At 44.4% G+C, this 21041-nt stretch carries 18 protein-coding genes and 1 tRNA gene; 4 read left to right on the top strand and 15 right to left on the bottom strand.

What is annotated here, in order from left to right; all coding sequences use genetic code 11:
- Positions 1-63: 63 nt before the first annotated feature.
- The 5 genes from QM454_RS07765 to QM454_RS07745 form a co-directional block, all read right to left on the bottom strand.
- The gene (locus QM454_RS07765) at positions 64-771 is read right to left on the bottom strand and encodes an FAD-dependent oxidoreductase (protein WP_432363521.1); all 708 of its coding nucleotides are present in this window, start codon (positions 769-771) and stop codon (positions 64-66) included.
- Positions 772-1164 (bottom strand): SRPBCC family protein, encoded by a 393-nt coding sequence (locus QM454_RS07760; protein ID WP_432363520.1) that lies wholly within the window; start codon positions 1162-1164, stop codon positions 772-774.
- 3 nt (positions 1165-1167) lie between these two features.
- Positions 1168-1488 (bottom strand): ArsR/SmtB family transcription factor, encoded by a 321-nt coding sequence (locus QM454_RS07755; RefSeq protein ID WP_432363518.1) that lies wholly within the window; start codon positions 1486-1488, stop codon positions 1168-1170.
- A 142-nt stretch (positions 1489-1630) separates the two neighbouring features.
- Positions 1631-2152, bottom strand: coding sequence for a DUF2691 family protein (locus QM454_RS07750; protein ID WP_432363516.1), 522 nt, complete (start codon positions 2150-2152; stop codon positions 1631-1633).
- Positions 2153-2251: 99 nt separating this feature from the next.
- Positions 2252-2324 (bottom strand) — tRNA-Ala (locus QM454_RS07745).
- A 124-nt stretch (positions 2325-2448) separates the two neighbouring features.
- Here QM454_RS07745 and QM454_RS07740 point away from each other — a divergent pair.
- Together QM454_RS07740 and QM454_RS07735 are read left to right on the top strand one after the other, a co-directional pair.
- Positions 2449-3411 (top strand): DUF2804 domain-containing protein, encoded by a 963-nt coding sequence (locus QM454_RS07740; protein WP_432363904.1) that lies wholly within the window; start codon positions 2449-2451, stop codon positions 3409-3411.
- A gap of 449 nt (positions 3412-3860) precedes the next feature.
- The gene (locus tag QM454_RS07735) at positions 3861-4331 is read left to right on the top strand and encodes a YusW family protein (protein WP_432363514.1); all 471 of its coding nucleotides are present in this window, start codon (positions 3861-3863) and stop codon (positions 4329-4331) included.
- Between the two features lie 46 nt (positions 4332-4377).
- Here QM454_RS07735 and QM454_RS07730 read toward each other — a convergent pair whose 3' ends face one another.
- The 3 genes from QM454_RS07730 to QM454_RS07720 all read right to left on the bottom strand — a co-directional run bounded on the left by QM454_RS07730 (position 4378) and on the right by QM454_RS07720 (position 9426).
- The gene (locus QM454_RS07730; RefSeq protein ID WP_432363512.1) at positions 4378-6207 is read right to left on the bottom strand and encodes an ABC transporter ATP-binding protein; all 1830 of its coding nucleotides are present in this window, start codon (positions 6205-6207) and stop codon (positions 4378-4380) included.
- A complete protein-coding gene (locus QM454_RS07725) occupies positions 6188-7930 on the bottom strand; it encodes an ABC transporter ATP-binding protein (protein WP_432363510.1) in 1743 nt (580 codons plus the stop codon). The genes QM454_RS07730 and QM454_RS07725 overlap by 20 nt, the downstream gene beginning before the upstream one ends.
- A gap of 572 nt (positions 7931-8502) precedes the next feature.
- A complete protein-coding gene (locus QM454_RS07720) occupies positions 8503-9426 on the bottom strand; it encodes a DMT family transporter (protein ID WP_432363508.1) in 924 nt (307 codons plus the stop codon).
- A 129-nt stretch (positions 9427-9555) separates the two neighbouring features.
- Here QM454_RS07720 and QM454_RS07715 point away from each other — a divergent pair, with 129 nt between their 5' ends.
- Positions 9556-11205: an EAL domain-containing protein gene (locus QM454_RS07715; RefSeq protein WP_432363506.1), complete on the top strand. Its 1650-nt coding sequence runs from the start codon at positions 9556-9558 to the stop codon at positions 11203-11205.
- 88 nt (positions 11206-11293) lie between these two features.
- On the opposite strand, the gene QM454_RS07710 is transcribed toward QM454_RS07715, so the two are convergent.
- Positions 11294-13183 (bottom strand): beta-propeller domain-containing protein, encoded by a 1890-nt coding sequence (locus QM454_RS07710; RefSeq protein ID WP_432363504.1) that lies wholly within the window; start codon positions 13181-13183, stop codon positions 11294-11296.
- A gap of 147 nt (positions 13184-13330) precedes the next feature.
- On the opposite strand from QM454_RS07710, the gene QM454_RS07705 reads away from it, so the two are divergent.
- Positions 13331-14647: a short-chain fatty acid transporter gene (locus QM454_RS07705; RefSeq protein WP_432363502.1), complete on the top strand. Its 1317-nt coding sequence runs from the start codon at positions 13331-13333 to the stop codon at positions 14645-14647.
- A 250-nt stretch (positions 14648-14897) separates the two neighbouring features.
- On the opposite strand, the gene QM454_RS07700 is transcribed toward QM454_RS07705, so the two are convergent.
- The 6 genes from QM454_RS07700 to abc-f all read right to left on the bottom strand — a co-directional run bounded on the left by QM454_RS07700 (position 14898) and on the right by abc-f (position 20941).
- Positions 14898-17099 (bottom strand): YhgE/Pip family protein, encoded by a 2202-nt coding sequence (locus QM454_RS07700; RefSeq protein ID WP_432363500.1) that lies wholly within the window; start codon positions 17097-17099, stop codon positions 14898-14900.
- A gap of 70 nt (positions 17100-17169) precedes the next feature.
- Complete coding sequence (locus tag QM454_RS07695; protein ID WP_432363498.1) at positions 17170-17742, bottom strand: TetR/AcrR family transcriptional regulator; 573 nt, start codon at positions 17740-17742, stop codon at positions 17170-17172.
- Positions 17743-17840: 98 nt separating this feature from the next.
- Complete coding sequence (locus tag QM454_RS07690; protein WP_432363496.1) at positions 17841-18107, bottom strand: hypothetical protein; 267 nt, start codon at positions 18105-18107, stop codon at positions 17841-17843.
- A 15-nt stretch (positions 18108-18122) separates the two neighbouring features.
- The gene (locus tag QM454_RS07685; protein ID WP_432363494.1) at positions 18123-18509 is read right to left on the bottom strand and encodes an SHOCT-like domain-containing protein; all 387 of its coding nucleotides are present in this window, start codon (positions 18507-18509) and stop codon (positions 18123-18125) included.
- Positions 18510-18521: 12 nt separating this feature from the next.
- Complete coding sequence (locus QM454_RS07680) at positions 18522-18887, bottom strand: DUF2089 domain-containing protein (RefSeq protein ID WP_432363492.1); 366 nt, start codon at positions 18885-18887, stop codon at positions 18522-18524.
- A 194-nt stretch (positions 18888-19081) separates the two neighbouring features.
- Positions 19082-20941, bottom strand: coding sequence for a ribosomal protection-like ABC-F family protein (abc-f, locus tag QM454_RS07675; RefSeq protein ID WP_432363490.1), 1860 nt, complete (start codon positions 20939-20941; stop codon positions 19082-19084).
- Positions 20942-21041: the final 100 nt, after the last annotated feature.

Below are 21041 nucleotides of genomic sequence, written 5' to 3'. Positions count from 1 at the left end.
CTACCCAATGAGCAAGAAAAAAGAAACCTCATCAACTTTCGATCTGACGAGGTTTCTTCGAACTCAGTATCCATAAAAGACATCTTTTTTAATACTCTTCTTCGATATAGCATTGCTTTGTAGTTGAGTGGAAACAGATTCCACCATCGACTTCGGCCCTGCAATATAGTAGTTACCATTGTTTTGATACATGCCGGATAACTTATCGATTTCTTGCTGCAAGTCTTCTCTTGAATCGAGATAGCTTACAGTTATTGAAGTGTTGTTTGCAATTCCATCAAGTTCATCTTTATATACAAATGACTTCTTACTATCTAGATAAAGAAGATGTATTTGTTTTCCTGCTCCATTTCCTTCTGCCTCTAACTGCTTCAATATCGATCGAAATGGTGTAATTCCAATGCCACCTGCAATTAAGACGATAGGACTGTCATCCTTTAAATAAAACGACCCCACTGGCCCACTCATTTTTACTGTCATGCCCTGTTTTAATTCTAACATCGCTTTCTTAAATTCACTTGGGCTGTCACTAATGCCGAGTGTCAGTTGAATAACATTTTCAGCGGGAGCAGATGCCACACTAATTGGACGTATACCGTTTTTTATTTTCTTATGGGTAATCGTAAACAACCCATGTTGTCCCGCTTTCCACGTTACATCCTTCTCTTTTTCAAATCGGAAGGTATATACATTTTCTGATTCCTTGTAGCTTTCGATGAATACTAATTCTCTCTTTTTGAATATCGCTATAGCATCTTTCAAAAAACTCATTTACATCTCACCTAACAGCTTGTTCAACTCGTCGACCATACTTGTCCACCCATATTTCGCACCATTGAACGCAGCTTTATTGTCTGCTTCAAATCCGGTATGTTCAAGATGTAAGTGGGTTGTTTCACCCTCCTGTTTTAACGTCCATGTGACAATCGTATCAATTGGTCCACCAACCCATGTGTACGATAATTTAGTAGGCTCGTCCACTACCAAAACTTCACTCTCTACAACTAAACCGATTGACTCATTTCGAAACTGACATTTGTAACCGACGATTGGTTTGAAATTATTTTCCATTACCCATTTCGCAAGCGTTTCTGAATTCGTTAAAGCATTCCATACTTTATTGATAGGACTCTTAAATTGAAAATCCAATGATAATTCCGCCATAATTTATTCCTCCAATATATTCTTTAGTTTTGCCGCACTTTCTGTCCAAAATTCCTCGTAAAAGGCTAGCCAATCTTTCACTTCCTGTAAGGGAGCTGCATTCAAACGATACCTTGTTTCTCTGCCGATTTTACGGTTCCTTACTAAGTCAGCCTCTTTGAGAATCGTTAAATGCTTAGAAACAGCAGTACGCCCCATCTCAAAATGGGCAGTTAATTCGTAAAGCGCCAACTCCTCTGAACCTGCTAATAAACGTATTAACTTTCGCCTTGTAGGATCTGCAATGGCTATAAAAACATCGCGCTCTTGATCAGTAGTAATCAAAATCCTCCCCTCCTTGTATATGGATTGGACACTGTTTGGTGTCCTTATAATACGACACTAAATGGTGTCATGTCAATTACAAATAAAAAAGAACGGAGAAGATATCACAAGTTAACTGATACCATCCCCGTTCATATACTTATTATTCATTACTATGCCCCTTGTTATTACTATACCAATGGTCATTTTCTTTTATTAAATCCTTCCATCCCCACAAAGCTGATACTACCTTTTCTTTTTTCAGGAATCTAATATTTTGATACCCCAAAGTTTCGGCTCGTTCTTTGACTTCCAGGAGAATTTGTTTTTCTCGTGAGTATACAATCATATATGCTGAATCACTTAGTGAAAGCCCGAGTTTGCAGGAGCTTTTCATGAAATCCGTTTCATTTTCAATACTTACAACGCTTTCTAAAGTAGGAAAAGCTGTTATGTCTGCGAATATTAAATAATAATCTTCTTTAGAAATATGGTTTATAAATGTTTGGCCGTCCATAATTTTATCTGCTTCAAAAAATAATGGCTGATCTAAGTTTCCCGAACCTGTAAAATACGCTTCTTCCGGTGCTAGAGACCAATACCAAGAGGAATCTATAATACCGTCCAAAATCTCATACAATTGTTTACCGTATTCATTTCTTATCATAAAGTGAAGACCTTCCACTTTCTCATCCCCCTTCCTTCAATCAAACAAGCAATTTAACCAAACTGAAATAAAAAAAAGAAACCCCATCAAATGTTAATTTGATGAGGTTCCTGATGATGGAGCATACCGGGTTCGAACCGGTGACCTTCACACTGCCAGCGTGACACTCTCCCAGCTGAGCTAATGCCCCGTATATCTGATACAATATAGATTATAACATGTTGTGTTTAAAAGACAATAGATTGGGGGAGATCTCCTTGCAGCATGCTGAAAAAGAACTGACGGATACGGTGTTTCTGTGCGATCAGAAAGGGATGCTCAATCCCGAAGCGATCGGATTTGCTCGCCGTCCTTTCATTATAAGCAATTTAAAAGGCCATTTCATGCGGAAGAAGAAATGGAATTATTGGTGTGTGTTTGGCGAAGACATTATGTTTTCCGCGACGATTAGCCATTTGGATTATGCGGCTGTTTGCTTCGTCTATTTGCTTGATTATGAGACGCAGCGCTTTTATGAGAAACAAGTTGTGCTGCCGGTCGGACGAAAAGTAAAGATGCCGGAAGACGTGCTCGGTAACGTGAAATTTGTTAATGAGCGGATGTCCGTACAACTTGTACATATGCAAGGGGAAACCCATCTATCCGTTACGATACCCGATTTTGATAATGAAGTGCTTCATGCTGATCTTCATATTAAGCATCCGGACGGGGATGATTCGTTGAACGTTGTCATTCCGCGCAACCGAGATCGGTTCCAATTCACAGCGAAGCACCATACATTGCCGACGACTGGCTTCGTAAAGATTGGGAACAAGAGATATAACTTCAATCCTGATTATAGCTTTGCCGTTTTGGATTTTGGACGCGGTGTTTGGCCGCGCGAGGCAGAGTGGAATTGGGCGATGGCTTCCCAACGTTTAGGCGGTCGACGAATCGGGCTGAATTTCGGTGGAAAATGGACGGACGGCACGGGCATGACGGAAAACGCTGTATTTGTGGACGGCGTCATGACGAAGGTTCATGAGGATGTCATTTTTACATACGATAAGGACAATTTCATGCACCCTTGGCATATCGGGACAAAGTTTTCCGACGACGTCGACCTGACATTTTCCCCTTTTTATGAACGGATTGCGAGGACTAATGCACGTCTCGTTCAAACGAATGTGAACCAACTTGTCGGCTATTTCAACGGCCGCGTTAAGTTGCATGATGGTTCGACGCTCAGAATCCGGCAACTGCTCGGCTGCGCGGAAGATCACCGCGCGAAGTGGTAAATATATAAATGGAACAACCGGCGAAAGCGCCGGTTGTTTTTTTATGTGCATGAAAATTGGTTGTCACCGACTTGCAAGACTTTATCACCGATTCGGACGTGGTTATCACCGACTCTCGGCACTTTACCACCGACTTGGACGAGTTTATCACCGACTCGGATGAATTCCTCCGTTTCACAATGCCCCCAAAGCGGTTATCACCGGTCAATGGCACTTTATCACCGCTCAGTCACTCGTTATCACCACTTAGATTGCAGTTATCACCACTCGGACACTGTTTATCACCATTCAACCATTTTTCAACGGATGTAAATGAATGAATGCGGGTCGTTCCATTCTCCTCCCTCCCCCACCCTATGACGCGATTCCGACAAATGGGGCATTTGTGTTTAATTTCCTCACTTCAAGGAAATTATTAAATAGAAGACTACAACAGGAGGTTTGCGATGATGAGGAACAATATGAAGATTATTATGCTCGTTTTTTGTGCAGTGCTCGTTTTGGGTGCGTGCGGGAACGGAAATAAGAATGCGGGTAATCAAAATCAAAATGAGGGGAATGCGACGACTAGCAATACAAACGCGAACGGATCTGCCACGCAGAGAAATGGGTACAGTTTCAATGAGTTCGATTTGGATATCGATGTCGATGGCAAAAATGCAATTGACGTTGAGTATGAAGTGAATAGACCGGATGAGTCGAAATATGTGAATACGTTGACGAACTTGAATTTGAGGGGGCAGGAAGCTTCTGATAAGTTGGATGAGTTTTTCACGAAGATGATGTTAACGAAAGATATGACGGATAAAGATGTCATGGACCGGATTATGGAATGGTTTGCGCTCGACGCGTATACAGAGTTCGATTTGGAAGTGGATTTTGATGACGGAACGATATTAAATATTGAAGATAGAAAGTGATTGTACAACGAAAAAGCAGGCGAGGGGCCATTTCCCCAGCCTGCTTTTAAATTTTGGAGTCCTTCAACATCGTAAAGTAAACGCCTTGTTGTTCGATCAATTCCTCTTGGCTGCCAGATTCGATGAGCTTCCCTTGTCCCATGACGTAGACAGTGTCCGCTTTTCGAACCGTGTTCAACCTGTGGGCGATGACGAAGCTCGTTCTTCCTTCCATGAGCCGGTCAAGTGCTTCCTGGATTTCAAGCTCGGTGACGGTGTCGATACTACTTGTTGCCTCGTCGAGCAATAGCAACACAGGGTCCGCAACGAGCGCCCTTGCGATAGAGAGCAATTGCTTCTGTCCTTGTGAAATTTCACCGCCGTCCGCTGTTAGGACGGTGTCGTATCCGTTTTCGAGCCTTGAAATGAAGCTATGGGCGTTCGCCTTTTTCGCAGCCTCAATTACTTCTTCGTCGGTAGCGTCGAGCTTGCCGTACCGGATGTTTTCCATAACAGTCGCTTCGAATAAAAACGGATCTTGCAAGACGAATGCCATTTGACTCCGCAATGTTTGACGCGGTAGTTCTTTAATGGGAATTCCGTCGATGAGAATTTGCCCTTCATCCGCCTCGTAAAAGCGGGCAAGAAGCTGCATAATTGTCGTCTTCCCCGCCCCAGTCGCTCCGACAAAGGCCGCCGTCTCACCAGGCTTGACGTGGAATGAGATATCTTCGACCGTATAGCCGTCTGTGTCGACCGCATAGCCGAACGACACATTTCTGAACTCGACTTCCCCTGCAAGCACGGTGTCCTTATGTCCGGTCGCATCGTCTTGTTCGATTGGCTCATTCATAATTCCAAATACGCGTTCCGCTCCCGCAATTGCGGAGAGTACCGTGTTAAATTGGTTGGATAGATCATTGAGCGGCCTCGTAAATTGGCGCGCATACTCGGAAAAGATGACGATCGTACCAATCGTGACGATTCCGTCTCCTTTTAGCGCAAGCAATCCACCGATACCTGCCACGATAGCAAACGCTGCGTTATTCAACATATTCATTACTTTTGGAATGAATCCTGAGTATGTCAACGCCCAGAAACCTGTCCGGCGTAAACGATCGCTCTTTTCCGCGAATTCTTCCATGACACGCTCTTCCTGCGAGAACGCTTTTATAATCCGCTGTCCTGAAATCGTCTCTTCAATCATTCCATTCAATTGTCCAACAGCTTGTTGTTGCTCCTTAAAGAGCAAGCCCGTCCGGCGAGTAATCCACCGAATGGCGATGAACATGACAGGGACGATAACCATTGTGAGTAACGTCAAGATTGGGCTCAAGTACAACATGACCGCGAGCGTGCCCGACAATGTCAAAATACTTGAGAACACTTGGATGAATGACGAATTTAACGTCTGGCTTACGTTTTCGATGTCATTCGTCACGCGGCTCATCAATTCGCCATGTTGTCTTTTGTCAAAAAACGTGACAGGGAGCTTCTGGAGATGTGTAAACAAACTCGTCCGTAGCCTGAAAATCGTCTGTTGCGCAATGCCGACCATCCAGAAGTTTTGGAAATAAAGGGCGAATGATAAGCATGCATAGATGGCGATTAGCATGCCAATTTTGCCGCCTAACCCTTCGAATTCCATTGGAATAATATGTGTATCAATGATTTTCCCGATTAGAAATGGACCAAGTAGTGCAAGCGCAGAGCTGAAGAGTACGAGGGCAAGCACGAGGATAAGCAGCCCTCTTTGTTCATCAACGAGCTTCCAAATTCTAAGGAGTACCGATTTCCAATCGTTCGCGCGCTCCACTTTCTTTCTGCCTGGCCCTTTTATATTTTCTTTCTTAATAATTGGTTCATATCCAAACGGCTTACGAATTATCCGCAACATCGGTAATTACCTCCTCTTCCGATTGGGATTCGGCTATTTTCCGATACAATGCCGATTGCTTCATAAGGTCGGCGTGGCTTCCATAGCCGACGACCTTTCCTTCATCCAATAGAAGGATTTGGTCTGCACCTTTCGCCGTCTGCACTTTTTGCGTAACGACGAGCATCGTTGCCGCTTCCTCTTTCAGCGCTTCCCATAAGGCATTTTCCGTTTTAACGTCTAACGCGCTCGTGCTGTCGTCGAGGATGAGGATTGAAGGTTTTCGAACGAGCGCCCGCGCAATGGATAACCGTTGCTTTTGCCCGCCCGACAAGTTAACCCCTTTCTGTCCGACTCGAGTTCCGTACTTTTTCGGGAATAAATCAATGGATTCATGGATTTGTGCCTTCATCGCTGCTTCAATTAGCTCATCAGGTTCCGCATCGCTATCCCCCCATGACAGGTTTTCCAATATGGATCCCGTGAATAGGATTGATTGTTGTGGAACGAGGCCAATCGTATCGCGCAAATCTTTCAGCGCCCACTCTTTCACTTCGATTCCGCCGACGTAAATTTTCCCTTCCGTCGGCTCAAACATGCGGGGAATTAAATTGAGAAGCGTTGACTTCCCAGATCCCGTCGCCCCCATAATGGCGAGCTTTTCGCCTGGCGTTACGTGGAAAGTGACGTTGTCTAAAATCGGTTCTACCTTCCCTGGATAATGGAAAGAGACGTTTTCGAAACGAAGATCCCCTTCAAGATTGCCGATACCTGAACTTTCCATGTCATGGTTTTCTATATCCCCGTCCGCAATCAGCACTTCCTCCATCCGTTCGGCAGATGCTTTCGCACGAGAAAATGCGCTAATGATAAACGCAAACATCGAAAATGCACCCGTCATTCGCATCGCGTAGTTAACGATTGCGACGAGCTCCCCGACTTGTGCGTTTCCATCGCCAATTTCGATAGCACCAAACCAAAGGACCGCCATTAAGCTGACGTTCATGACGAACAGGAGGACAGGTAAAATAAGTTCCATCATTCGCATCGCTTTAACGGTGTCTTTTCGGAGTGCCCCGGCAACTTTCGAAAATCGGCTCGCTTCGTACATGCCGCGCAAATACGCTTTAATTAGACGAACTGCCTGCAAGTTTTCTTGGATGACGCGGTTCACCCGGTCGAGCCTTCGTTGCACCGTTGAAAAGTAGCCGACCCCTTTTCTCGCCATAACGAAAAGAAAGATGAGCAAAACCGGCGCACCGATAACGAGGTAAAGCGCCAACTTCACATTAACGAGAAACGCCATGATTAAGCTACCGATGACGAGCAAAGGTGCACGCATCATAATTCGAAGTGACATGAATAGGACGTTTTGCACCATCGTCACGTCACTCGTTAACCGTGTGATTAAGCCCGCCGTCGGAAATCGTAAAAAGGTCGCCATAGAAAATGACTGTACGCGGCGGAATAGAGCTTGGCGCAAATCAAACGCAAAGCTTTGAGCGGCGTGGGCAGCGAAGAAGGAATTGATTACGCCAGAGAAGAATGCGACGAACGCAAGGCCCATCATGACGCTCCCCCACGTCCAAATGACGCTGACATCATTCGCCAATATGCCGTCGTCAATAATTTTTTTTATCAATAATGGCTGAATTAACTCTACCATCAGCTCCGTAAACATAAGGAGCAAAGCGATGAATATCGGCCATTTATACGGCTTTGCATATGAAAAAACTGTTTTCATCTTACCGGACCCCCAAAAACTCTTTCGTATTACGAATTACTTTTGTTGTCACCATTATGACACAACCAATGATTTCTGTATAGGGCGTATATTGAGTAGTCCGGAATTTCAGACAGTTTTACTCTTGTTTTACGGGGCTACTTCGTTTAATTCAGCGGAAGCTTTTTATTTCATCCGAGAAGTCATATTAAGTTCTCGTTTACGCTTTGCGAGTTCTCGTTTCTTTGAATAAAGTTCTCGTTCTTTCTGCATGAGTTCTCGTTAATGCATGAAAAGTTCTCGTTAACTCCAAAAGACTTCTCATTCTTGGTGAAAGAGTTCTCGCTCTTTCCTCATGAGTTCTCGCTCTTTCCTCATGAGTTCTCGTTAACGCATGAAGAGTTCTCGTTAACTACAAAAGACTTCTCGTTCCCTGTGAAATAGTTCTCATTTAAGCGCAATAAGTTCTCAATACTTTGAATAAAGTTCTCGTTAATGCATGAAAAGTTCTCGTTCTTTCCGCGTAAGTTCTCATTTAAGTACAATCACACCCCTCTACCGCATTCATTTATTTAAAAAACCAGAATCCCTCATTAGGATTCCGGTGGTATTCGTTCTATTTCTTTCTTCTTGCTCCCTGCTACTGAAAGACCGGTGACGCCGAGGAGCATGATCGCCCCTCCTACCATTTGCCAATGACCGAGGACGCTGCCAAACCAAAGGACGGAGATAAGCATTGCCGTCAACGGTTCGAAACTTGATAGAATACTCGTTTCAACCGGTGATATGTATTTCATACTGCCGAGGAATAGGAGGAATGCAGCCGTCCCGACAATGATGACGAGCAATAACATGAGTGACACGTTCATATTTGTGAGCGCGCCAATTCCTTTCCCGAAGTTCAATATATTTACGATGAGGAGTGTACATCCTCCGATAAGCATCCCCCATCCGACAGAGAGGAGAACTCCCCATTCGTTCATGAGTCTAACTGGGTAAAGCGTGTAAAATGCGAATGTGAATCCGACGGCTAGTCCAAAGAAGAGCGCCTCCGTCGTTAAGGCGAAGCCGGACAGTTTCCCGTTCGTTAATAGGAGAATTAGGCCTCCCATCGTTACAGCCATTCCTATTATTTGAGCGGCAGGCGGAAATGCTTTTTGTCTAAGTGAAACGAAGATAATGATATAAATAGGTGCCAAAAACTGAAACAACGTCGCGATAACCGCGTTACTCGTATGGATGGAGCCCACAAATGTATATTGAACGCCAAGCATACCGATGACGCCAAAAATGCATAGTTGGCGTAGCCATACTTTATGGCGGAGCGGACGTGTAATAGGCACGCCTTTTATTTTCAAAACTAGAAGAAGTACTAGCCCGGCAAGTAGCAACCGGATGATGAGCATGAAGGAGACGGACATTTTACTTGTATCGAGAATCCATTCCATCATCGGCCCCGTCGCACCCCATAGCATCGCGCCTGCAATGATCATTATAATCCCTTTCGCTCTCTTCACATCACTCCACCACCTTTTCCCTATTGTTGTAAATGTAGATGTGCTTATTCAGCCATAAAAGATGTACTGTAAATTTACTAAACTTCCTATATAATAATAGACATATGACATCCGAAAGGGGACAAAAAAATGAAACCGGCAAACCACATGAATAGCACCGAACTGCCGCTTGTTATGGACAGTCTCGTGGAGTTCTTAATGGTGACCCGTACGGATGGTGAAGGGTTGATCACTTATACGAACCAAAACTTCTTAACTTCAAGCAAATGGACACCAAAACGCATTCTCGGAAAATCCTTTTGGCAAATGTTTCCTGATGATGAGCGTAGCCAAACGGTGGCACATGCAATTTGGAAACGTCTGTCGAACGGGAAATCTTGGTTTGGAAAGGTCGAAAAACAGACGCGACATGGCGAACTCTACTATGTCCGTATGTTGGCTATACCTCAGCTTGATGCGGAGGACAACCTTGAATCCAGCACGTTTTTGGAGCTTGATATTACGGAAGAAGTAGAAATGAAGGAGAAACTCGAGCAAATTGCCTTCATAGATTTCGAGACTGGGCTCATGAGTCGTCACAAATTAGAGACGTTGGTCAATGAATACATTGAAGAGAATCGGCATTTCTCGTTCGTCTACATATCAATCGATCACTATTATACACTGAAAGATCTCCAGTCGTATAACTCGGAATCGGTTTTAATTCATGAATTTACGAACCGACTGAAACGGTATTTTCAAGGGGATCCGATTGCAAGAGTCGGTGCGAGCCAATTTGTCGTATTGACGTCCTTCGGGGATTGGTTCGTCCAAGGGTTCCTTCAATTTTTGAAAGAACAGCCGATTTACGTCGAAAACCACTCATTGCCGTTATCCGTAAGTGGCGGAATTGTACGATTCCCGGAAGATCAACATTCTTTTTCACATCTTTACAAAGCAGCATTGGCAGCAATGAAGGCGATTACAGAGAAAGGCGGAGGACGCATTTCCTCATTATCCGCTGAATCCCATAAAGTGTTGAACCGCCGTTCCCTTATCGATAAGAAAATGCTGACAGCGCTAGACCATAATAATTTGCAAGTCGTTTATCAACCGCAGTTGGATATTGCGACCGGCAAGACTTCCGTGTATGAAGCGCTTGTCCGGTGGGAGGACGAAGAGATTGGGAATATCCAGCCGGATGAATTAATTCCGATTGCAGAGGAGAACGGCTTAATTCATGCGATTGGGGCGTATGTTCTTGAAGAAGCAGCTTCCCTAGCAGTGAAGCTGACGGCCGAACAACCTGATATCCGTATTTCCGTCAATACGTCCGTGCGAGAGTTCGGCGACTCGTCGCAAATGAAGGAGAAATTGACTGGAATCCTAAAAAAGACGAAATGCCCGGCGGACAAAATCGAGTTGGAAATTACGGAGAAATTCGCTTTCCAAGCCGAGCAAGAGCATGAAATCATCCAACAAATGAAGTCATTTGAAGAGACCGGCATCCGTTTCATCCTAGATGATTTCGGGACTGGTTATGCGTCCTTCCGATACATGCAGCAATTGCCAATTTCCAAAGTGAAAATTGATAAAGTATTCATTAATTCTTTGCTGACGATGCCAAAAACGAGGCAGCTCGTTGAGGGAATGATTTTGTTCAGTAAATCGATGGGACTTTATGTCATCGCTGAAGGTGTTGAAACTGAGGAGCAATTCGAAGCATTGAAGGAAATGGGCGTTGATGCGGTCCAAGGCTATTATATTGGAAGTCCCGTAAACGGAGACGAGATTTCATAAGAAACGGAGCCACTGTTGCTGGCTCCATTTTTTTGTTGCATGATTTAACGAACTAAATAGAGGGAGCGCATGCGCCCCCTCCCCTACTTTAGTTCATCTTTAACGTACCGATTTCTACGAAGGAGTCGAGCGTGTAGCTTTTCACTTCGTCCATCGATAACGTGAACAAGCTGTCTCCACTGTACAGTAATCGTTGAACTTGTTTCTCCCAGTCTTCATATTGTTGACCGGGCGCTTTCTTGTTCACTAAATCACCTTTCAGCACAATTCCTCGTTCCGAAGTAATTTCATAGACGAGCGCTCCTGAACCTTTATAGTTCACTTCGAATTGCTTCGCCCCTTCTTCATAAATGCTCACCGGGAAGCCGAAGAGATTTCTCTGTTTATGTTGGAACAATGCTTTATGATCGTATTGGAGAGGTGAGTACGTTCCTTGCCCACCGATAATTTCCGTAAATTTCTCTTTCGGGTTATGGAAATCGGTAACGTCGAACAGTGAAAGTTTCATCCCTTTCGTAATGATAAGCGGCTCGCCTCCTGACGGGTTTTTCCGCGCAACCGTTTCATATCCGAAACCGATAAGATGATGTTCATCCAATGGGTGCAAATAATTCGAGAAGCCCGGTATTTTTAATTCACCTAACACTTTCGGCTTCGCTGGATCTGCCACATCGATGACGAAAAGCGGGTCTGTTTCCCTGAATGTCACCATATAGGCTTTATCCCCCATGAACCGTGCCGAATAGATACGCTCGCCTTCCGCAAGGCCTTTCACCGAACCAGTCATTTCCATGTTTTCATTCAAAATATACAGATGGTTTTTGGACGGATTTTTCTCGTCCCACATATTCCCTTCCGTCATGACGACCCGAAGATTCCCTTTATATTCATCCATCGAAAATTGGTTCAAAATCGTGCCGCCTAACTTTGACGAGCGGTGAAATTTAACGTCTGTTCCATTCAACTTGAACTTAAAAATCTCAGTATCTGCTTTTCCTGGATTCCAAATCATAATTTCAGCAGCTCCACGGGAATTCGTGCCCGTTTCATAGTTCAATGCCGTCAAATAGAGATGATCCTTCGTCATATACATCTGATCGCTACTTCCGAGAAATCCTTTCGTCACAAGCTGCGTTGTTTTTGGCGACGTCAAGTCAACCGCCGCGATAACGGTGTAGGAAGGTTCCATCGCCCCAGGCAAAATAGTAATATCCCCGAAATCTATGAAGTTCTTTTCTTTTTCATTTGAATCAAAGACACGTGGACGCAACGCATCATCTCCAATTTCCTCCAGTGCCCAGTACATCGGATACACATTTGTCACGACGTAAAGCATGCCATCTGTTTTCCGCGCACTTTTCAAATAGCCTTCTACTCCTACTTCGCGAATGAACACCGGCTTTTCAGGCTTCTCAATATTGTATAGACGAACAGTCGTCAAGCTGTTCATCGGCATAATATCCATATTGGAAACTTTTTTATTCGGCCCTTGCTGCATTTTATCCCCAAGGACGATTAATAAGTCGTCATGTAAAAACAGCTGCGACGGGTAATAGTCATCATCAGGTTTTATTTCAGCGGCGACGCTCATCTTTTGAGGGTTCCGGATATCGACAATTTTCACGGCTGTGCCTCCGAAAATGGAGTACACATAATCGCCGTCCGTTTTCACCATATCCGATTCATCGACACCTTCCACTTGAATATTTGTCGATGAATGGTCGCCTCCGCCAACCGCATTCGATGACTCCCCACTATCCATGGAAGCCTTTTCTTCGGTCACTTCAGCGTCATAGTTCACTGCTACCGATTGCATTTTTTTGGCCCGCTCAAAATACGCTTTTAAATCAGCCGCAGAATTAATTGATTCAATAGATTCATAGGCGGAAACATCGCCCTTTTGATTGAACATTACGGCGCCCGTAATGACCGTAATAGTTATTATAGCGATAACAAACCATATACTCTTTTTTCTCAATTTCATCACCCTTTCCTTATCTACTTCTTTACAGAGTAGACTGTTTAAAAAGAATAATGTTTCACATTTTGAAAAAACATTATTGCAGATGAATTAAAGTGTGGTAGTCTTATAGAGTAGGTATAATATCATAGGGGGTAAAAGGGAATGAAATTACTTACAAGATGGTCGAATACGATCATGGAAAGGTACTTGCCAGATCCGTACATTTTCGTCGCCATTCTGACATTAGTCGTCTACTTGCTCGGACTTGGCTTAACGGATTCAGGTCCGCTCGACATGGTCGTCCATTGGGGAGATGGATTCTGGGGACTTCTCGCCTTTACGATGCAAATGGTCATTGTATTAGTTGCGGGGCATGTATTAGCTAGCAGTCCACTTTTCAAAAGATTATTAAGTTCATTGGCAGGATTGGCGAAGTCACCTGGTTCGGCGATTATTCTCGTAACGGTCGTATCACTTATTGCTTGTTGGATTAACTGGGGATTTGGACTCGTTATTGGTGCGTTGTTTGCGAAGGAAATCGCTAAAAAAGTGCCCGCTGTCGATTACCGGTTATTAATTGCAAGCGCTTACTCTGGATTTATTATTTGGCATGGCGGGCTTGGCGGATCGATTCCTTTGTCCATAGCGACAGATAATCATCCATTTGCTGGCATCATGGGTGTCGTTCCAACGTCCGAAACTATTTTTTCAACATATAACTTGTTCATTATCGCAATCCTGTTCATAACTTTACCGATATTGAACCGTTTCATGATGCCAAAACCGGAAGATACGGTTTCCGTCGATCCGAAACTATTGGAAGATAAAATCGAAGTGGAAGAGGCAGAAGACACGACAACACCTGCAGCACGACTTGAAAACAGCGTCGTTCTGTCAATGCTAATTGGTGCATTGGGAGTTGTTTATCTTGTGCAACACTTCGCTGGCAAAGGATTCGATTTGAATCTAAACATCGTCAACTTGATTTTCTTTATTCTCGGTATCATTTTCCACGGAACGCCAAAACGTTTCCTTGCGGCAGTTGCAAACGCAGTGAGGACTTCCGGTGGAATTATTATTCAGTTCCCGTTTTACGCAGGAATTATGGGTATGATGGTAGCTTCGGGCCTTGCGGGTGTTATGTCCGAATGGTTCGTTAGCATCTCAACAGAAGCGACATTCCCGCTATTCACATTCTATGCAGCTGGGCTCGTTAACTTCTTCGTACCGTCAGGCGGCGGACAATGGGCAGTTCAAGCACCTATCATGCTTGATGCAGCTCAAACGCTTGGCGTCAGCTACTCGAAAACCGCTATGGCAATCGCATGGGGCGACGCATGGACGAATATGATCCAGCCATTCTGGGCATTGCCTGCACTCGCAATTGCAGGATTGCGCGCGAAAGACATCATGGGTTATTGTGTGTTTGTCTTAGTGTTGAGTGGTATCGTCGTAAGTATTGGTCTATTTTTCTTTTAATTAAACAAGTACATCCGGAGTGCCTACGTGGCCGCTCCGGATGTTTTTTATTTATATGGAATTGTTTTTGCGCGGCAGGAGTTCTCGTTCTTACGGGATAAGTTCTCGTTAATGCCGCGGGAGTTCTCGTTCTCACGGGGAAAGTTCTCGTTTACGCCACAAGAGTTCTCATTCTCACCGAAAAAGTTCTCGTTAGCGACAAAGGAGTTCTCGTTCTCACCGAAAAAGTTCTCGTTTACTCAGCTTTTTCTCATGCCCCTACAGTATCTCTCGAATACCGCTTCTTGAAAACCAATGCAAAATAGCCAAACGTAATCGCCAAGCACACAACCATGAAACCGACTAACACGCCGTTACTTACCCATAAGTGCGCCATGTCACCAGTAGAAATCGTCGCCTTAAATGCTTGGACAGAATACGTCATCGGCAACAACGTATTGAACACTTGAAGAGGTTGAGGAATTAATTCCAACGGGAACGTCCCTGCACTTGTCGTTAATTGCAAAATCAAAATCAGAATCGCCATGAACCGACCCGGGTCACCAAATAGCGACACCAACATTTGGACAATCGCGATGAAAGTGTAGCTCGTAATGATCGCTGTTAAAATGAACAACGGCAAGTTAACCGTCTCCATTCCAAGGCCCCATTTAATGATGCTGACCGCGACCAAGGCTTGGATAAGTCCGACAATCGCCAAGACAGACACCTTGCTCGCCATCCACCCGAAAGCGCCGGTCGGTTTAATCGCCGGTTCGACGAGCGGAAAGACAATCGATACTAACAAAGCTCCGACAAACAAACCGAGAGATATGAAGTATGGCGCAAATCCTGTACCGTAGTTCGGCACTTTATTGATGCTCTCTTTTTCCACATCGACAGGAGATGCCGCCATTTCATACGTTTTCTCGTTCGGGTTCACTTCACTCGCAGTAGCATTCGCTTCAGCCAACTTCTCCTGCAACGTAAGCGCTCCTTCATCCAACGCTTTCATGCCGTCCGTCAACTTCGCCGAACCGTCCGCAAGTTCTTTCGACTTCGAAGCGAGCGTGCCGGTTCCTTCATTCAACGTACTTGTGCCAGCATTCAACTCATTCAATCCGGACGCTAAATCCGATGAACCTTTTTGCGCTTTCATAACACCTTCCGAAAGCTGGTCAAGGCCGGACACCAATGCTCCGTTTCCTTGCGCAAGAGCAGAAGCCCCCTCCATCAACTTCGCGGAAGACCCGTTCAATTGATCAAGTCCTGCAAATGCTTGAGCATGGCCATCACGCAATTGACTAGCCGCACCGTCCAATTGAGTGGCACCGTCGCTAAGCGCAGCCGTTCCCGCTGAAAGTTCGGTCATACCGCCTGAAAGTTCTGCGCTTCCTTGTTGCAACTGGCTCAACGCAGCCTTCAAACCAATCTGTTGATCCTCCGGCAATGAAGCTAATACCGGAGCTAATTTATCGGATAACTCATTGATTCCTGCATTCACATTTTTTGAGCCTTCCATAAGCTTTTGGGCAGCCCCGTTCAAAGCAGTCGATTTTTTATTCATTGTCCCAACCGCTTGACCGAACTCAGTTTCCTTTTGCGCAATTTGAGCATAGCTATCTCTCAACTGCTGAACACCAGCCGTATAGCTGGCAATGCCATCTTTCAAATTCACAGCACCTTCAGTTGCTTGAACCGCTCCGTTATGGAGATCCGCGACACCTATAGAAAGTGCGCCAATTCCTTCATTCAAATCAACTGCGCCTTTCGCAGCATCCGCAGTCCCCTTCGCCAAACGGTCCGATCCATCTTTCAATGTCACTGTGCTCGCCGCCAACGTTTCCAAATATACTTTCAGATCTGCCGCGCCTTTCGCAAGCTCGCTTGCACCATTATGCAATTCACCTGCTCCATCCGCAGCCTCGCCAAATCCGTTGCCCATCTCAGTGATTGAATCAAACAATTGCTCTGCATACGTCGAAGCGACCTTCTCATTCACTTCAGCACGGATCCGATCCATCGCCGTCTCCCCGATTTGAGCGGATAAGAAGTTGAAGCCCTCATTCGGCTTATACACGATCGTCAACTTCTCCGGATTTTCATCAAGCAACGTCGTGGCATGCTTCGAAAAATTCTCCGGTATTTCAATCGCGATATAGTAGTCCTGATTTTTCAAGCCTTTCTCCGCGTCCGCCTTGGAAACTTCTTGGATATTAAAATTATTTCCTTCCAGCAGCTTGTCGACTAATTCATCCCCTAGCTCAAGCTGTTTCCCATCCAATTCGGCACCTTCATCCAAATTGACAATTGCCACAGGTAATGCATTCATATTGGCGTATGGATCCCAAAACGCCCATAAAAACATGCCCGCATATAATACCGGAATGAAAAGGATCGCAATCATCGGCACAAGCATTTTTCTTGTACGGAGAAGCTGCTTCCATTCCGCTGTTATCATTGATTTTTTCATACATTCATTCCTCCATTTGTACTGATTGACCAAAAACCTCATTCGGTCAATTGTGAATAAAAAAAGAGTCTCAAGCTAAGAGACTTGTAAAAATGGTGCTGCTTAATAACCCCGCAATCCGTTCTTCGGACAACTCTTCGTTCTTATGGGTTTTCCCCCAATCGACGACAAGCGCCATATACGATTTGAACAGAAGATAAGCGATAAGCTCACTGTCACACTGCTTCAGCTCACCTTTATCGATTGCCCGTTCGATTTTCACTTTTATATAAGAGACAATTTCATTTTCAATTTCTGCAAGCACTTCAATTACTGCCGGCGTACGCAGTTCTTTTCCTTCATCAATTAATTTGGCATACAATTGATGCGTCTCCCGGAATTTCAACATTTGCATAAGCCGCGCATGAGCGTTTTGTTCGAAGGAAGCCCCTTCTATCGTTACTGCATCAGATGCCACCCGCATCTCTTCGACCATTTTCAGAACGATCGCGTTAAACAGCTCTTCTTTGTTCGCGAAAAACGTATAGATTGTCCCTTTTCCGACATTCGCTATTTTAGCAACCTGGTCCATCGTTGTCGCTTTATAGCCGAACAATGAAAACGATTTGGCAGCCGCCTCCAAGATTTCTTGCCTACGGTCCATTTCTCCACCCCGCTTTATTGACCGAAATACACTTTCGGTCACACAGTCATTATATTACACCCAAGCAGACTAGATTGCAACAATAAAAAAAGAAGCTATCATAGTTTCACGATAACTTCAGTTCCGTCTTTTGCTATGACGTTGACCAGTCCAAGTCCCCTGTGACTTTTCAACTCAGCTACAATACTTCTTAGTTCCTTTTTATCTAGCGGTGGCATTGTAAAAGCTTTTTCCTTGTCTTTAGATTGCTCCACAATCCATTTGTTAATAATTTTTTGAAGACGCTCAGAAGATAGGATCATTATGCCGAATGTCAGAAACATATAAGGAATCGGGATAAATAATCGTACCTTACCAGTTTTCACTTTGACGCGCATCATTTATTCAATAAACACGGAAACAGTATCGCCGTCTGCGGACTTGACGTCAACGATTTGTCCGTCGAGCTCATTTTCAATCGCTTCGATGAGTACATCGATATCAATGTCTTTAACGTATTTCTCAGACTGGGGAATGTTTCCCGCAATGTTATGGCCCGCCTTCAGCAAAACTTTGATAAGCTTGATCGGTAAATTGACGGCAACATTATCGTTATCCGCCGACACGACTCGGATTTTCAATGTTTTATCAGCATACGCAGTCGATTTAGATGACGGTCCACTCCCGGATTCCCTGTCTTTCAATACTCCGATTAGCTCAGATGCTTTCGCGGCGTCAACTTTCCCCTCTTGGACCATTGTTAACACTTTTTCAATTTCCGTTTTCAACATGAACTCCCCCTATTCATCTTTTAAAAGCCGGATTGCTTCTTCCGTAGTGATTTCCCCTCTTTCCAACATGGCGACTACTTTCTTTTCATCCACCTCACTCTTCTTCTTCATTTCATACCCGAGTGAACTGACAACTTCGTTCAGTTTGCCTCGAACAGTCGGATACGAAATTCCAAGTTCCTTTTCAACTTCTTTAATATTTCCTCTGCACGCCAAAAACACTTCGACAAAATGGAGCTGTTCCCCCGACAACGCAGCCAACTTGGACAGTTCAAACTCATTTTCTATAGATGTATGGCAACGGGTGCAATGTAACTTCGTAACTTTCAGCGTTTCACTACATACAGGACAATGACTAATAACGGGATATGCCATAATTATCTGATTTCCCCTTTCATTTGAATCCATCATATCCCAATCATTTTGAAATAGCAAGCATAATATTAATTATTTTAATCTATAAGTTAATAATGTTAATGCATCTGTTTGTATTAATAGTCATTTTTAATTAATGAATAAAAAAGATGAAGGGGACTATTCATACCCTTCATCTTTTCAAAGCATAGTTTTCATTCATTTTGAATTAACCATTGCTCATAATAAAAATCCAATTCGTTTTTCAGCGCATTGATTTCTTCCGACATCGATTCGTATATGCCCCAATCGGTTTCAGTCGATATCGCCTTTTCCAATTGTTCGATTCTGAGTTCCAGCGTTGCAATTTCTTCTTCCACGCTTATTTCCTTATTCGGTTTCGGCTTTTTGTCGATGGGTATTTTCTTAGGTGTTTCGACCACTTGTAATTGTTGTAGTTCGTGCCACTTCTGCCTCGCCCAATCGAAAGAGCCTTCGAACATCGTCATCACACCGTCTTCGAGCCATGCCGTGCGGGTGAATAATTTATTCAAGAAATACCGGTCATGCGAAACGGCGAGAATCGTTCCCGAAAAATCCTCCAATGCGTCTTCCAGCACTTCGCGTGATTCGATGTCTAAATGGTTCGTCGGTTCATCGAGCACTAACAAATTTACGTCTTGATGCATTAGTTGGGCGAGCCGCAATCGCGTACGTTCCCCGCCACTCAAATCGCCGATACGCTTAAACACGTCTGGTCCGTAAAACATGAACTTCGCGAGAATATGCCTCGCTTCTCCTTCCTCGACGCTAACCTCTTTTCTGAACACGTCAAGCAGGCGAGCTTTCGGATCTTCAATCGTAAAATGTTGCGAGAGAAAGCCGACTTTCACATTGCTTCCCAATTTGCATACCCCATCGTCCAAAGTAAGCTCGCCGAGAAGCATTTTCAGGACTGTCGATTTACCGCTCCCATTTCGTCCGACAATCGCCGCTCGATCTTTCCAATACACTTGAAGATTAGCACCGCGCAATAATTCGTTTGAACCGAAAGATTTTACGGCGTCCTTCAAAATGACGACTTCTTTGCCGCTTCTCGGAGACGCCTCAAATGACAACGCCATTTTTCGCGGGTCGATAAGCGGTTTTCTGAGTTTCTCCATCCGTTCCAGCGCGCGCTCCATATTCGTCGCTTGCCTGTGCAATCCCGCATTCGGCGGGTTCGCTTCGTTCGCCCATATTCGAAGCCGCTTAATCGCTTCTTTCATTTTCCTAATCTTCTTTTGTTGCTCTTCATAGTCCTGGAACTCCCGCAGGAGCCGTTCTTCCTTTTCTTGAACAAATGAACTGTAACTGCCGATATACAAATGCAGCTCCCCATCTTCCAAGTCCGCTATTCTTGTGACAACATTATCGAGAAAATAGCGGTCATGTGAAATGATTACGACCGTCCCCGCATACTCCGACAAATACGCCTCTAGCCATTCGACTGCGAATAAATCCAAATGGTTCGTCGGTTCATCTAATAGTAGTAAGTCGGGCTGGGTGAGCAGAAGTTTCCCTAACATAATTTTCGTCTGTTCGCCACCACTCATCTGGCCGAATTCCTGCTCGACGAACGCTCGTAATTGAAGACCGTTAATGATCTTTTCGATTTCCGAATCCATCGCGTACCCGTCACGTCTGACAAATTCATCTTGTAATTGGCCGTATTGGATAAGGAGGCGATCCATGTCTTCTGTATCCGGATTCGATAATTGCATTTCCATCTCGGATAGTTGCTGTTGAATGGCTCGTAGTTCCGCAAACGCACTGCGGAGTACGTCATAGCCAGTCATCGGCTGTTCGAATGAAGGGATTTGTGATAAATAACCAATTCTCGATCCCTTTTTGTAATGAATGCGTCCAGCGTCCGGTTGTTCAACCGCCGCAATGAGTTTAAATAACGTCGTTTTCCCGCTTCCGTTCCGTCCAACAACGCCCAGCTTGTCACCTGTTTTGATTTCCAATGAAAGATTTTCAAAAATGGTGTTGCCACCTAACATTTTGCTTACTTGTTGTATTGTACAGATCATAATTTTCCGCTTCCTCTCATTCTGTTTTCACAGCAAGGAAAGCACAAAAAAAGACCGCGTTTAAGCAGTCTTCCCCCTAAAAATATTGTAAGGAATGATG

This window comes from Sporosarcina sp. UB5, from assembly GCF_050859005.1.
Taxonomy (GTDB): domain Bacteria; phylum Bacillota; class Bacilli; order Bacillales_A; family Planococcaceae; genus Sporosarcina.
Note: the sequence above shows the minus strand (reverse complement) of the source record. Positions and strands in the feature narration are given on the sequence as shown.

What these genes read in the sequence shown, in the direction of transcription:
- QM454_RS07765 (WP_432363521.1), bottom strand. Translation starts at nt 771, where the DNA reads ATGAGTTTTTTGAAAGATGCTATAGCGATATTCAAAAAGAGAGAATTA.
- QM454_RS07760 (WP_432363520.1), bottom strand. Translation starts at nt 1,164, where the DNA reads ATGGCGGAATTATCATTGGATTTTCAATTTAAGAGTCCTATCAATAAA.
- QM454_RS07740 (WP_432363904.1), top strand. Translation starts at nt 2,449, where the DNA reads ATGCTCAATCCCGAAGCGATCGGATTTGCTCGCCGTCCTTTCATTATA.
- QM454_RS07735 (WP_432363514.1), top strand. Translation starts at nt 3,861, where the DNA reads ATGAGGAACAATATGAAGATTATTATGCTCGTTTTTTGTGCAGTGCTC.
- QM454_RS07730 (WP_432363512.1), bottom strand. Translation starts at nt 6,207, where the DNA reads ATGTTGCGGATAATTCGTAAGCCGTTTGGATATGAACCAATTATTAAG.
- QM454_RS07725 (WP_432363510.1), bottom strand. Translation starts at nt 7,930, where the DNA reads ATGAAAACAGTTTTTTCATATGCAAAGCCGTATAAATGGCCGATATTC.
- QM454_RS07715 (WP_432363506.1), top strand. Translation starts at nt 9,556, where the DNA reads ATGAAACCGGCAAACCACATGAATAGCACCGAACTGCCGCTTGTTATG.
- QM454_RS07705 (WP_432363502.1), top strand. Translation starts at nt 13,331, where the DNA reads ATGAAATTACTTACAAGATGGTCGAATACGATCATGGAAAGGTACTTG.
- QM454_RS07700 (WP_432363500.1), bottom strand. Translation starts at nt 17,099, where the DNA reads ATGAAAAAATCAATGATAACAGCGGAATGGAAGCAGCTTCTCCGTACA.
- QM454_RS07695 (WP_432363498.1), bottom strand. Translation starts at nt 17,742, where the DNA reads ATGGACCGTAGGCAAGAAATCTTGGAGGCGGCTGCCAAATCGTTTTCA.
- QM454_RS07680 (WP_432363492.1), bottom strand. Translation starts at nt 18,887, where the DNA reads ATGGCATATCCCGTTATTAGTCATTGTCCTGTATGTAGTGAAACGCTG.
- abc-f (WP_432363490.1), bottom strand. Translation starts at nt 20,941, where the DNA reads ATGATCTGTACAATACAACAAGTAAGCAAAATGTTAGGTGGCAACACC.